Here is a 12999-nt window from a genome sequence, read left to right on the forward strand (position 1 = left end):
CTTTTTAGCCCCCTGCGATTTTAACTTTAAATTTGAGCGCTTCGAGAATCGCTTTAAGCTTTTCTCGGTCGTCGCCTTGAACCTCAATAATACCGTCTTTTACTGCACCGCCTTGGCCCATTTTACTTTTAATGGTTTTGGCGAGCTTTTTAAGATCATGTTGTTCAGCGTCAATGCCAACAACAAGCATGACACCTTTGCCTTTACGTCCTTTGGTTTGACGTTCAATGCGAAGGAAGCCATCTTTAAACACCTTACTTTGCAAAGGCTTTGTTTCTTTAGGTTGCTCAATGCGTCCAGTGGCTGTTGAATAAACTAGATTATTATCGCTCATAGTGATACTCGTTATAAAAGCTTGCCTAAATGATAACAAATTTCCTCTTAAGTGTTTTAATTTTTGGCTTATTTCTTCTAAGCAGTTATATTTAGATATGTCTTAGAAAAGATTTGTTTATTAGGAGTTTATTATGAGTTTGACGCGCAGCACTTCTGCTGATGGCGCTATTTTAACTGTACAAATCAAAGGAAAGTTTGATTTTAATCTGGTGCAATCTTTTCGTCAGGCATACGCTGACTTAAGCGATAACATAAATAAGATTGTAATCGATTTAAGAGAAACTGATTACATGGATAGCTCTGCGCTGGGTATGTTACTAAATATGAAAAAAAACCTTACGGGAAAAGTTGATAATATTCAAATTAGTAATTGTCAGCCGCAGCTAAAAAAGATTCTGCAAATTTCTCGTTTCGATAAAAAGTTCGACATTGATTAATGCTTAATATCCTGGTTGTTGACGATCTTGCTCTAAATCGTCGCATGTTAACCGTGATGTTAGAGCAACAAGGCTATCGAGTTTATAACGCTGAAAATGGCTTGATGGCGCTAAAATTACTGGCAGAGCACAGTATTGATATTGTGCTACTTGATGTCATTATGCCGGTTATGGATGGCTTTGAAACAGCTGCAATAATAAAAGAGCGTTTTAGCCAAGTTTATCTCCCCATTATTTTTATTACGTCGCTTGAAGACGAAGCCAGTTTTGAACGTTGTTTAGCGGTAGGCGGAGATGATTTTCTTCATAAGCCGTTTCAAGAAGTGATTTTAAACGCAAAAATTAAGGCGCACAGCCGAATAAGAAACTTAAGCCAAAAGGCGCGAGAACAAAATTTACAACTTGAGTATCACCAAAATCAAGTTGAACGCGAACACGAAATCGTTGAGCATATCTTTAATAATGCGTTAGAAAATCAAAAGCTATTTACGCAACACCTCGATTTTCATCTTTCACCCGCTGCCATGTTTAATGGTGACATGTTTCTCGTCGCGCAAAGTCCCATAGGCAGTTTATATTGCATGCTTGGGGATTTTACCGGCCATGGCTTAGCGGCTGCAGTTGGGGCCCTGCCAGTATCACGAGTGTTTTATACCATGGTGAGTAAAGGCATGTCAGTGAGTGATATTGCTGCTGAAATTAATGCTGTTTTGGCTAATTTATTACCTGGGCACATGTTCTGTGCTGCGACAATATTAGAGCTTAGCCATTCTGGACGCAGTTTATCTGCGTGGCTTGGCGGCTTACCTGACACCTATATCATTAACGATAAAGGCGAAATTACACGTACCTTAGAGTCCCAGCATATGGCACTGGGAATACTTGAGGGAGATGAATTTGAACGCGGTCTAATACATATCGAAGTCGAGCCAACCTCACGCGTTGTGATGGCTACCGATGGCATTATTGAAACGGCCAATCCTCAAGGTGATTTTTTTAGCGAGACGCGTTTTAAAGAAGCCTTGTGTTCAAAAGAAAACATTACAACAGCGCAGGTGTTAGAGCGGGTAAATAAATTTGCGCAAGGTAACGAACAACAAGACGATTTGAGTTTAGTGCTATTAAATTGTTTACCTGTTCCTGAACCAGAACAAGCGGCAGAGCCTTTTTCTCCTTTACCGTTTAACTTTTCTTTGAGCCTGAATTCAAAGCAAATAAAAAGCACAGATCCGGTGTTAGAGGTTGTGGATGTGCTCACCCAAGTAGCGGGCTTGAACGCGCATCGCGCAAATATATTTTTAATATTGTCTGAGGCATACAATAATGCTTTAGATCATGGGGTGTTAGGTTTAGATTCTGAGATTAAAAATCAAGAAGATGGTTTTTTAGTTTATTACCAAGAAAGAGACACCGCACTTGCCACTCTAAGCGACGCTTTAATTATTATTGATATTCGTTATTGCCCAGATAACTTAGCGTTGTATTTTACGGTGTGTGATTCTGGAAATGGCTTTGCTAAGGCACATGCCTCAGATCAAAGCTTAATGCGAGAGCATGGTAGGGGGTTAAGTTTACTAGGTGAAATAGCCTCTCATATTTCATTTAATGCCGCTGGGAACCAAGTCGAAATTTGTTATCAATTATCCTCATCAAGCACTAGCTCACACTAACAACGCATGTTATGATTCTGCCATTATAGATGTTTGGATGGCTAAATGATTTCAACTTACTTATCAATTGCGCAGCTTGATTTACCAGAAAACCTTGTTGCTGAGCAATTATCGTATCTAGAACAATACCTAGCAGATGCAGAGTTACCAGAAGTACGCTGGCAGTATCAAATCCCTGAATTAGGTGAAGGTGGTGCCTGTAGTCTGTTTGGTTATTTACAGGATGAGCCATTCAAGCTGAGTGATTATGTCGCTAATAACGCAGAGAACACTGCTAAGCTGGCAAAACTACAACAAATTATTGATTTTGTTGTTGAAAAAACTCAGGTGGACTGGTTTGGTATTTATCAAGCGACAGCAACGGATGAAGGTAAGCAGTTATTAAAATTAGTTTACCATGGTGCCCCAAGTCGTCCTTTGTTTCCTATAACAGAGGCCTTTGCTAAAGGCAGTAACAATGTGCAAGTCGCGTTATCTAAGCGTGGCCGAGTTATTAACAATGTTGCTGATTACCTTGCCAAGGGCGGTGAATATTATACGTGTGATCCCAACGTGAAAGCAGAGACATGTTTGCCGCTACTTTCACAACAAAATGAGTGCTTAGGTATTATTGATGCTGAAGCATTTAATAATGATTTCTTTGATAAGCAAACCCTTGCTTTACTGGTGGCTTGCTGTATCAAAATTCCTCAACTCTTGGTCTAATTTAACTAGTAATTAGGCTGGGTTTTTATGTTAAGCTAGTGGCAACGCTAACCCCTATAAAAAGAGATAGTCAATGTTCTCAGAATTAAAACCATTACCAACAGACCCTATTCTTGGCCTAATGGCGGCCTTTAAACAAGACACAAATCCAAATAAAATTGATTTGGGTGTCGGTGTTTATAAGGATGAGCAAGGCAATACGCCTGTACTTAAAGCGGTTAAAAAAGCGGAAGCGTTTCGTTTAGAAAACGAAACCAGTAAATCGTACATTGGCTTGGCGGGTAACTTAGATTACTGCCAAAAAATGGAAAACTTATTACTGGGCGAGCATCCAGCACTATTAGCAAACCGTGTACGCACAGCACAAGCACCCGGTGGTACAGGTGCGCTTCGCGTTGCGGCTGAATTTATCAAGCGTTGTAACAAAGACGCGACAGTGTGGGTAACAACACCAACATGGGCAAACCACATTAGCCTATTTGAAGCGGCTGGTTTAACAGTTAAAGAATACCCTTATTACGATTACGAGAATAAAGACCTGTTATTCGATGAGATGATCAATACCTTAAAGCAAGTGCCAAAGGGTGATGTTGTGTTATTCCATGCATGTTGTCATAACCCAAGTGGTATGGATTTAAATGCAGAACAATGGAGCACGGTTGCAGACCTTGCTGTCGAAGTTGGTTTTACACCTCTTATCGATATCGCTTACCAAGGGTTTGGTTCAAGCTTAGAAGAAGATGCTGCAGGCTTACGTAAGTTAGCAGCAGCCGTCGATGAGATGATCATTTGTTCTTCTTGCTCGAAAAACTTTGGCTTATACCGTGAGCGTATTGGTGCATGTTCTATCATCGCCAAAGATGCGGCAACGGCCGATGTGTCAAATTCTGTGCTATTAAGCGTTGTGCGTAGTATTTACTCAATGCCTCCTGCTCACGGTGCTGATATTGTAAGCACTATTTTAAGCAGCACTGAACTGACACAAATGTGGCATGATGAGCTTGATGAAATGCGTAACCGTATTAATGGTTTACGTACTCTAATTAAAGAAAGCCTCGCAGCGAAAGGCATTGCGCAAGACTTCTCATTTATTGACCGTCAAAACGGGATGTTCTCTTTCTTAGGCATCAATAAAGAGCAAATTGATCGTTTACAAAAAGACTATTCAATTTACATTGTTGGCTCTAGCCGAGTAAATGTTGCTGGTATCAGTGATACAAACATTGACTACTTTGCTAACGCAGTTGCTGATGTATGCAAATAAGACATTAATGTATGTCAAAAAAAAACCGCACGACGTGCGGTTTTTTTCTATCTGCTGTTTCGCTAATGTAGCCAGCGAATGGCACTGTTGAGCATACTGTTATAGCTATCAAGCGGTGCGCCGATACTGGCAATGAGTATTGTATCTGCTCGCTCACCTCGGTTTATATGTCCAGCAAAGCGTTCGTCGCTGAAATCTTCAGCGCCAGTGCCAAAGGGCTGTTCATCAGATGGGACAATAAAAACTGTCATTGGGCCAAAATCAGATTCAAATACTAAATGCAGGCCTTTTTTACCTTGGAAATCACAAAACGTAAGGTACGTTACTTTACCTGGTAGCTCATCTAAGTGCCCGCCGATCGTGGCAAACTTTTTGTTCACATAGGCAAGATCAATTGCCTCGTGTTTATCAAGCGATCCAATCTCATGGTATAAATGTGCAAAAGCATGTTCACCGACACTGTAGAGAGTATGTTGTTTGTTGGTGACAAAGAAAATACTTACGGCAATCAAAAACGACGCTGCTGCGACTAAATAAAGGCGCTTAAAGGCGAATCGAGATTTTGCCTCAATAATTGTGTCAAGTGGTTGCTCAGCCGTTTGCTCCTCAGCCGTTTGCTCTTCAGCACGCTGCTCCTCAGCGGCATAGGTGTTTTCAATAATGCGTGCGGCAAGGTTTTCGGGCACGGGTACATTTAATGCGCTGTGAATTTCATCATCAAGTGCTCGCACATCATTAATAAATGCGTGTTTTTCTGTGTCCTGCTCGGCAAACGTTTCAAGGTCCTTATCAATCGTGCTTGGTTCGGCGAGGATGCGGCGGCGAAACTCGAGTTCATCCATTACTTTGATGCTCCTCTAAGTTGGTCATCATCACTGCTTAAAGCCTCTTTAAGCTGGTTTCTGGCACGAAAAAGACGTGTCATAACGGTATTTTTATTTAAATCGAGGATCTCGGCAATCTCATCGCCAGAACACCCCATTACAACTTGTAAGAGTAATGGTTCTCGATATTCATCTGCTAACTTTCCGATCTGTCGTTGGATCACTGTTTGTTCCATTTCAGCGTCTAAGGTTGTGCTTCTTTCATCTACTAGCGTCTCGTTTTCAACGTCGGCGTAGTCAAATTGTTTACGCTCAAAACGACGGGCGTTTTCGCGCCTTAGTATGGTTAAAAGCCAGGGTTTAACCGCGTGCTGATCTTGAAGCGAATCCAAGGCACGCCAAGCTCTCAGGAAGGTTTCCTGCACTAAGTCTTCGGCAACACTTTGATCACGACACAACCAATATGCAAAGCGAAAAAGCTCACTGTGGTAGATATGAACCAGCGCTTCATATCGCTTCTGTTTTTCTGTCATAGTAATTAAGACCTGCCTATCAGAAAAAAAATTTCTGATATTATTCATTATTTTTAATAACAGCTAACCTCAAGATTAGCTGTTATTTTTCATTATTTTATTACTATTAATTGATTTTAATCGTAAAGATTTTTCAATGTCTGATTTTGCGCCGCCGATTTAGGGTGTTTTTCAGCCTGGTTAAGCTGATTAACAATCAGCACTAAATCAGGTTTTTCATGCGATGAACTATAGAGTTTTGCACGTAATTTGGCAATTTCAGAGTTTAATGATTCATCGTTTAGTGTGGCTAGCAGTGAGTCTAAAGCCCCCGTTGTTTTTCCTGTGTGGTGTTTTGCATAGCGACTTAATGCACTATAAAACGCAGTGTATTTACCTTGCTTAGCTAACTTTTTAAGCTCGGGTAATGAGGATGAAGTCGTCGCTGAAGTGTGCGTTGACTCTCCTGTTGATTGAGGGCGTTTTTTAAAATACAGCACCAGTGTCACTAACCACAGTATGTAACCGGCAACGGCAATAATTATCAGCCAAGTTGGCGTACTTAACTGAGTAACGACAGCAGGTGTGCTGTTATTTAAGCTAGGCGTGGCTGCTTGCTCTGTAGGCGCTGTAACAGCTGCTTGAGGTGGCGTGAGCGGGTTAGTGCTTGGTACGACGGTAATCGAGCGTGCTGGGATTGTTGCATAGCTTATACGATTAATTTTAGTGTTGAACCAAGGCAGCTTGATTTCGGGCAGTGTATACGTTCCCGGGGTTTGCGGTAATAAAGCATAAGAGGCTGTTTGCTGAGAAATGACGCGGCCATCGCGAACAAGGTGATTGTTCTCTTTTTCGTCAGGGTAGCTTCTAAAACCTTGCACTTGCGGCATATCGATATCAGGAAGTTGCTCTTTAGTCACGCCCAGTGCCGTTAAAGTAATGGTCCGCGTAATCGGGGTGCCAACTTCTACAGTGTCATCTTTTGGTTGCCATTGCTCATCAAGGTTAACCAGCTCACTTGGCAACCAAGCACCAGAGTAGTTATCAGGAATCGGTTTGATTTCTGCGTCAATATCTTCGCCCATCGCAGAGATTTCCATTTGGCGATAGTTTTGACGAATACGGCCATTAAACACAGGGGCTGTTATGGTGTGAATGCCACTTTTTTGTGGTTGCACTAAGTATTCTCGGGTGATCACTAAATACCGTTTACCGTCAATCAGTTCATAGCTTTCTGATTGTTTGTTAATAGGGGTTAGTTCAGCATCTGCCATGACTGGTGTCGTTAAGTTACCATCGAGCAGTTCTTTGTTATTGTCTAAATACAGTTTAACTGTGTAAACACCCGCTTCTTGTACATATAAGTTGTTTGGCTTGAGACTGGTTTTTATAAACGCATCTTTATTTTGCTCTGACGATTGGCTGCGTTTAGAAACGCTAAGTTGAATTGGTTTTGAACTTACACCTGCCACCGTAAAAGCAGGAATAGTGTAGGTGCCTTCCTTACGCGTCATGAGTTTTACAGACCAATTAGTTTGTTTACTAATTTCGCCGTTAATAATGTTTGTGCGTGAGCTCACACTGGTTGGCCCAACGACAAAGTCTTTTAATAATACAGACGTGTCGGGTTGTTCACTGTTAATCGTGTCGTCTGCAGAAATAGTGAGGATAAAAAATTCGCCCGCAAGGACGGGGTTTTTATCAACACTGGCCTGTAGTTGGGTGGCGGCCCAAAGCGGCGCTGCCGCGATTAGCAATAAACAACATAATAATCGCATTACCATGATTTTTCGGCTCCTCGTGGACGACGTTGATAGTTTCGTTTTTGTGCTTCTAACTGCATTTTATTTCTTAATAAGATAGCGGGATCATCGGGAACTTTACGCAGCAACTGATTCAGTTGCTGGGCTTTCTCTTTTTCTTCATTTGTTAGTTCAGCCGCTTGTGCCTGCATAGCTTGTTGTTCAGCTTCTTTTTTAGCTTGTTCATCACTTTGCATTGGCTCTGGCTGCGCGTCTTTTTGCTCGGGTGTTTGCTCAGGCTTTTGTTCACCAGAGTCGGATGGTTGCGCTGATTCAGATTGCATTTCAGGTTTATTTTTTTGCTCGCTGTTTGACTCGCTTTGCTCACCTTTCTGATCCGATTGTTTATCTTGCTCAGAGGGTTGTTCACCTTCTTGTTGCTCGCTCTGTTCGCTGTTTTCACCTTGCTGCGAATTATCGCCTTGTTGCTTTTGCTGGTCGTCTTGCTGACCATCCTTGTTTTGTTGGTCAGAATTTTGCTGTTGATCTTGTTGTTGCTGTTGTTGATTTAATAACTGCTCAACAAGTGCTTGATTTTCTTGTGCCTCAGTAAAATCATCTTGTAACTGTTGAGCTTGCTTATAGGCATCAATGGCTTGTTCTAGCTGCCCAGCTTTAGCCAGAGCATTACCGTAGTTATAAAGGCCTGTTGCAGACTTATCTTGGCTAAAAGCATCAACCGCAGCTTGGTAATTACCTTGCTGATAAAGTGCGGCTCCTTTTAGCTGGGTGTTATCTGTATTAACGGCCTGATCAAACTGCTTTTGCTGATAAGCATCCAAAGCGCGTTGATCTTGGTTTTTAAACACTGCTGGTAACTCTGCGGCGTGTATTTGCTGTTGTGGTAGTAGCATAATAAACATAAAACCAAGCACTAGGCTGCTGCCCCGGATTAAAAAGAGTGCCAGTGGCATTAAAATCAGTAAGCCATAAATACCTGCATCGATACGCCATAACGTTTGGCTTTGTTTTTCGTCTTTGAGACGCTCTGCGTTGGCGCTGGGGGCGAAGGCTTTTATGTCTTGGTTACTGGTTTGATATAACGCAAATTTGCCGCCACTGTTACGAGCAATTGCTGTTAAGCGGCTGATATTAAGAGTGGGAATGACGATTTGCCCCTGTGAGTCTTTCAAAAAGCCGCCTTCAGGTAACTTAATGGGGGCGCCTTGTTCAGTGCCAACGCCGTAGACATTTAAGCGGTAGCTCGATTGAGCAGTAAAGCGACTAATGTCATCGTGATCGAGTTGATCAATGCCATCGGTTACCAAAATAATGTCACCGTCTAAATACCCGGCTTGCTTTAGTAAATCATCGGCTTTTTCAAGGCCATCAATCACGTTTGACCCTTTGCTTGGCATAATATCTGGACTCAAACTTGGAATTAGATTCGCTAGCGTGCTGGCATCATTAGTTAAAGGCGAAATAGTAAATGCTGACCCCGCATAGGCCACAAGTGCAGTATCACCCTCTTTAAATAGCTCAATCATATCAAGTGCTTTAAAACGCGCTTGTACTAATCGGCTGGGGGCTATGTCGGTACTGAACATTGAGTACGACATATCCATGACGATAACGCGTGCATTTTTTGCTTGAAACACGGGCACCTGTTTTTTCTCAAAGCTTGGGCCGGCCGAAAAAACAATCGCAAGCAGGCTAAATAACGCCACCAACCAGAGTGGTTGTTTTTGTTTGTTGTGACTTTCGCTCATAACAAATTGTGCAAGGTGCGGTGCAATTAAATCAGCTGGAGCATGCTTTTTATTTCGTACAAATAGCACGCTAAAAATAATCAATGCAGGCAGCAATAACCAAAGTAGGGTAGGGCGAATAAACTCAAAATCCATGCTTAGACCTCCCGTTTAAATTGGCGAATAAAATTAACAAGCAAGGCAAGTGCAATAATGCCCAACGCTGCAAGTAAGGGTAAATAAAACAAGGAGACTTGCGGGCGGAATGTTTGTTCATCACTGCTGATAGGCTCCAGTTTATCGAGCTCTTTATAGATTTGCTGAAGCCCTGCGACATCCTTCGCTCTAAAGTAGAGACCACCGGTTTGTTCTGCAATGCGTTTTAGTAAGCCCTCATCTAGATTACCGCCACTCATTCCGCCCATGTTAAATAAGCTAAAACCGCGAGGGTTATCGGAACCTACGCCTATGGTGTACACTTTTATTCCCTCTTCACGGGCAAGTAACAGCGCGTCATCAGGGTCAAGGTTGCCTGCAGTGTTTTGGCCATCTGTTAACAACACCACAATACGGTTACTTTCGTCTTTGTTGGCAAACCGTTTTACCGACAGCCCTAAAGCATCACCAATCGCTGTGGCACGGCCAACTAACCCAATTTGGGCTTCGCTGAGCATTTGGCTTACTGTTTTTACATCGCGGGTTAGTGGGGTTTGTAAAAAGGCGGTATCACCAAATAAGATCAGTCCTAAGCGGTCGCCTTGGCGTTGCTCTATAAAGTCACTGAGTACCGCTTTTACCATGGTCAGCCGGTCAACATATTGTCCTTGATACGCCATATCTTGCTCTGTCATCGAACCTGATAAATCAACTGCCAGCATGATATCGCGGCCTTCATTTGGTAAGGTAATTGGTTCATCAAGCCATGTTGGATTGGCAATAGCGATAACCAATAGCGCCCAAATTATCCACTCGACTATCGATACCTTGCGGCCGTGGTCTTGTGCGGCTTGATTATTAAGGCCTAACTTAGCAAATCCAGGGATACGCAAACGCAAGTTACCTTGTTGCTTTAGCGGCTTTAAGCGGCTTAATAACCAAGGTAAAGGTAATAAAATAAAGCACCATGGCCAGCTAAACTCAAACATTAATAGACTCCTTGAGTTTAAAATTATTGATGGCATGGCGTAATTTTACACCCAGCTCGGCATGGTTATTGTCTGGTTGATAAAGTTGCATTAATTCATCATAGCTAAAGGTGTCGCCGCTAAGCTGTGACAAACTCTGTGACCATTGTGCCACAGGCTGAGCAGCTAATTGTTCTGTGTAGTAGTGACGTGTTAAGCGTTTTAAAATGATATGCAGCGCCTGCACGTCGTCATCTGCGAGTGTGCGACTTAGTTCAATAGCCTGTTTTTTGGCTTTTTTAAATTGGTTATTTTTATATAACTGCACCAAGCCAATAATCAAAAGCACACAGACTATTGAGATTATTAGCCACCAAATAGGCGCAAGTGGCCACCACGCAACCTCTGCGGGTGCAATGACATCATGTAAGCCATCGAGCGGATTTGTTTGCATTATTACTTTCTCACTAATTGCAGCTCAAGCGGTGTGGCTGCACTGAATGAAATTAAACTCAGCCCCGATTTCTGTAAGCGTTTTAGTCTTTGAGTAAAAGAGTGCTCGGCTGATTTTGCGAAGCGTTCACGGAATTGTTTGTCCATTAAGGGTAGGGCTAAATCTTGGCCATTAGCAGACACAGTGACGGTTTGCTTAAATGCCGGCAGCTGATGCTCAAACGGGTCACTGATATGACAACCAATTAGTTCGCAGTGTCTACTGAGCATTTCAAGCTGTTTAAAGCTTGCTTCATCAAGAGCATTAAAGTCTGAGACAATATACACAAGGCTTCCTGGCTTTGCTAAGTGATTTAATCGTTTGAGATTATCGCTGAATAAGCTGGAAGCTGTTTTGTCGATATTGTTAAGTGCGTTGCTGTGAATATCGCATAAATTATGGCAAAGCTTTAATACTGCTTTTTCACGTGATGTAGGTTTTAGCTCATGATGGCTGTGTTGGTTGAACACCAAACCACCTATGCGGTCACCTCGTTGGCAGGCCGACCATGCTACCAGCGCACTGATATGCGCAGCTTGCACCGACTTTAATAATAACCGAGAGCCAAATAGCATCGAGTTTGAAAAGTCAGTAAAGACAAAAACAGGACGCTCTTTTTCTTCTTGAAACAGCTTTGTGTGGGTTTCGCCAGTACGTGCTGTTACACGCCAGTCGATAGAGCGTATATCATCACCAGCTTGGTAATGGCGCACTTCGGCAAATTCCATCCCACGCCCCTTATGAGGCGCAAGATATTGCCCAGCTAAGCTGTTTTTGATTTTTACTTTGGGCGCAAGTTCAAGCAAGCGAGCCTTAGCTTTGTAATACATCAACTCTTTGAGTGATAAATTAACGCCTTGACTATGACTTGCAGCTAACCACGCCGCTGTATCAAATTGGCTCGACATAGTTTATGGCACTGCAACCAATTCTAGGATGCGACTGATAACGTCATCCTTACTAATACCATCGGCTTGGGCTTCGTAGCTCAAAATGATGCGATGACGTAACACATTGTGAAGAACCGCTTGGATATCATCGGGGGCAACAAAGTCGCGACCTTCAAGCCATGCATGTGCACGGGCACATTTATCAAGCGCGATTGTGGCACGCGGACTGGCACCGTATTCAATCCAGCGGCCAAGTTGTTCATCAAGTTCTGATGCTTCACGGGTTGCAACAATTAATTGCACTAAGTACTTTTCAAGCGGTTCAGCAAGGTATAAGCCTAAAATTGCTTTTCGGGCGGCAAATAATTCGCTTTGGCTAATTTGCTCTGTACTCGCTTGTTGTTCAGAAATTGCTTCGCCACGCGTCAGACGCAAAATATCAAGCTCATGCTCAGCGCCCGGGTAATCAATGCTTAAGTGTAATAAAAAGCGGTCTAGTTGTGCTTCTGGCAGAGGGTAAGTCCCTTCTTGCTCTAATGGGTTTTGCGTTGCCATCACCATAAACAAGTCTGACAACGGGTAAGTGTTTTTGCCAACGGTTACTTGGCGTTCTGCCATCGCTTCGAGCAATGCAGACTGCACTTTTGCAGGAGCACGGTTAATTTCATCAGCCAAAATCAGGTTATGGAATAACGGCCCTTTTTCAAAGACGAATTCGCTTGTTTGCTGACGATAGATATCGGTGCCTGTGACATCTGCTGGCAACAAGTCAGGGGTAAATTGAACCCGTTGGAAACTGCCTTCAACGCCTTTAGCTAGCGCGTTAACAGCACGCGTTTTAGCAAGTCCTGGCGGGCCCTCAACCAATAAATGACCATCCGCTAAAATAGCGATTAACAGTGCTTGAGTTAATTGGGGTTGGCCGATAATTTGCGTGTCTAAGTATGATTTTAATTGTGAAAATGCGTTAACTGCCATAATAAAAAGACTGTCCTAAAAGCGTGAGTCAAAGTTCATTTTTGTGAAGCGCCAATAAACACTATTCAGTGCCGATAAATTATCCAAGCGATACTGTGATTGGGGCGCTATCAACAAGTTATAAGGATTCAAAAGTCATAACACAAGTGTTAGACAGAAAATCCTAAAATAGTTCGTTATTTTTTAAGGATTTTTAGCCTAGCATATAAATGGTGCTATTTTTTGTAAATAGGTCGAAAAAAGCCTATGGTTGGTAACTTACTATTGGCATTCATA

At 42.5% G+C, this 12999-nt stretch carries 13 protein-coding genes; 4 read left to right on the forward strand and 9 right to left on the reverse strand.

Going from position 1 to position 12999, the window contains the following annotated elements; translation table 11 throughout:
• Positions 1-4 precede the first annotated feature (4 nt).
• On the reverse strand, positions 5-334 hold the full coding sequence (locus GZH31_RS04785) for a translation initiation factor (protein ID WP_036970005.1): 330 nt from the start codon (positions 332-334) through the stop codon (positions 5-7).
• Between the two features lie 133 nt (positions 335-467).
• Between GZH31_RS04785 and GZH31_RS04795 the strand changes: the two genes are divergently transcribed.
• From GZH31_RS04795 to GZH31_RS04810, 4 genes are all read left to right on the forward strand, one after another.
• Positions 468-773 (forward strand): STAS domain-containing protein, encoded by a 306-nt coding sequence (locus GZH31_RS04795; RefSeq protein WP_036970002.1) that lies wholly within the window; start codon positions 468-470, stop codon positions 771-773.
• Positions 773-2443 carry a fused response regulator/phosphatase gene (locus tag GZH31_RS04800; RefSeq protein WP_074988667.1) on the forward strand — a complete coding sequence of 557 codons (1671 nt, stop codon included), beginning with the start codon at positions 773-775 and terminating at the stop codon, positions 2441-2443. Before GZH31_RS04795 ends, GZH31_RS04800 begins: the two co-directional genes overlap by 1 nt.
• Before the next feature lie 45 nt (positions 2444-2488).
• The gene (locus GZH31_RS04805) at positions 2489-3148 is read left to right on the forward strand and encodes a GAF domain-containing protein (RefSeq protein WP_074988666.1); all 660 of its coding nucleotides are present in this window, start codon (positions 2489-2491) and stop codon (positions 3146-3148) included.
• A gap of 73 nt (positions 3149-3221) precedes the next feature.
• Complete coding sequence (locus GZH31_RS04810) at positions 3222-4412, forward strand: amino acid aminotransferase (protein WP_036969996.1); 1191 nt, start codon at positions 3222-3224, stop codon at positions 4410-4412.
• A 62-nt stretch (positions 4413-4474) separates the two neighbouring features.
• Here the strand turns inward: GZH31_RS04810 and GZH31_RS04815 are convergent, their stop codons facing one another.
• The 8 genes from GZH31_RS04815 to GZH31_RS04850 form a co-directional block, all read right to left on the reverse strand.
• Positions 4475-5254, reverse strand: coding sequence for a DUF3379 family protein (locus GZH31_RS04815; protein ID WP_180311432.1), 780 nt, complete (start codon positions 5252-5254; stop codon positions 4475-4477).
• Entirely contained in the window at positions 5254-5769 is a 516-nt protein-coding gene (locus tag GZH31_RS04820) for a sigma-70 family RNA polymerase sigma factor (protein ID WP_036969992.1), read from the reverse strand. Before GZH31_RS04820 ends, GZH31_RS04815 begins: the two co-directional genes overlap by 1 nt.
• Positions 5770-5885: 116 nt before the next feature.
• Positions 5886-7532 (reverse strand): BatD family protein, encoded by a 1647-nt coding sequence (locus GZH31_RS04825; RefSeq protein WP_065978769.1) that lies wholly within the window; start codon positions 7530-7532, stop codon positions 5886-5888.
• Entirely contained in the window at positions 7526-9394 is a 1869-nt protein-coding gene (locus GZH31_RS04830) for a VWA domain-containing protein (RefSeq protein ID WP_180311433.1), read from the reverse strand. The genes GZH31_RS04825 and GZH31_RS04830 overlap by 7 nt, the downstream gene beginning before the upstream one ends.
• A 2-nt stretch (positions 9395-9396) precedes the next feature.
• A complete protein-coding gene (locus GZH31_RS04835) occupies positions 9397-10383 on the reverse strand; it encodes a VWA domain-containing protein (protein WP_074988661.1) in 987 nt (328 codons plus the stop codon).
• Positions 10376-10816 (reverse strand): DUF4381 domain-containing protein, encoded by a 441-nt coding sequence (locus tag GZH31_RS04840; protein WP_074988660.1) that lies wholly within the window; start codon positions 10814-10816, stop codon positions 10376-10378. The genes GZH31_RS04835 and GZH31_RS04840 overlap by 8 nt, the downstream gene beginning before the upstream one ends.
• 2 nt (positions 10817-10818) lie before the next feature.
• Entirely contained in the window at positions 10819-11763 is a 945-nt protein-coding gene (locus GZH31_RS04845; RefSeq protein ID WP_036969983.1) for a DUF58 domain-containing protein, read from the reverse strand.
• A gap of 3 nt (positions 11764-11766) precedes the next feature.
• Complete coding sequence (locus GZH31_RS04850; protein ID WP_180311434.1) at positions 11767-12723, reverse strand: MoxR family ATPase; 957 nt, start codon at positions 12721-12723, stop codon at positions 11767-11769.
• Positions 12724-12999: the final 276 nt, after the last annotated feature.

The organism is Pseudoalteromonas sp. JSTW, assembly GCF_013423925.1.
In the GTDB taxonomy this organism is placed as follows: Bacteria; Pseudomonadota; Gammaproteobacteria; order Enterobacterales; family Alteromonadaceae; genus Pseudoalteromonas; species Pseudoalteromonas lipolytica.